At 63.3% G+C, this 572-nt stretch carries 1 pseudogene; it reads right to left on the reverse strand.

The features are described 5' to 3' along the window. Window positions 1-572, reverse strand: a pseudogene (locus tag CFR76_RS17565) (IS5/IS1182 family transposase); the annotation flags it as partial.

Here is a 572-nt window from a genome sequence, read left to right on the forward strand (position 1 = left end):
TCCGCTGATGTGGCGACAACGCCGGTTGTCACGATCAACTGGCTGCCTTCGGCGCAGACTATGGCCTGAGCATTGTAAGCCTGCCGGAATTCATGGGCGTCCGAGCGCCGCATGAGGCGGCTGTCGGGACCGGTCAGGCTGGTCTGCCGGTCGGGTGGTGGTTCATCATCGGGCGGTTTGGGCGCCCGGCCGCGACGCCCTGTTTTCGCATCATAAGCGGCTTTCTTCTTCTCGTAGGCCGGACGTGCCGCCTCGGCCTGCGCCTTCGCATCAGCTTCCAGCCGGGCGCAGGCTTCGTCCAGCTTCGCTTTCAGCGTTTCCCGCCGGGCAAGCTCTTCCGGCAATGCCTGCGGATCTCTGTCTGTGGCATCCGCGTGCTCTGGCTGGTCCATCAGTTTCGCGATATCCACAGCTAGCTGTTCGCGCAGCGCCCTGATCCGGTCGTAGCGCACCGAACGGTATTTCGATGCGTCAGCATCGATTTTCGTGCCGTTGATCGACACCACGCCCAGACGCAGCAGGCCCGTCTCACGCGCCAGAAGCAGGACCTGGGCAAATGCAGCTTCAATGGC

Origin of the sequence: Komagataeibacter swingsii (assembly GCF_003207895.1) — a bacterium.
GTDB classification, from domain to species: Bacteria; Pseudomonadota; Alphaproteobacteria; order Acetobacterales; family Acetobacteraceae; genus Komagataeibacter; species Komagataeibacter swingsii.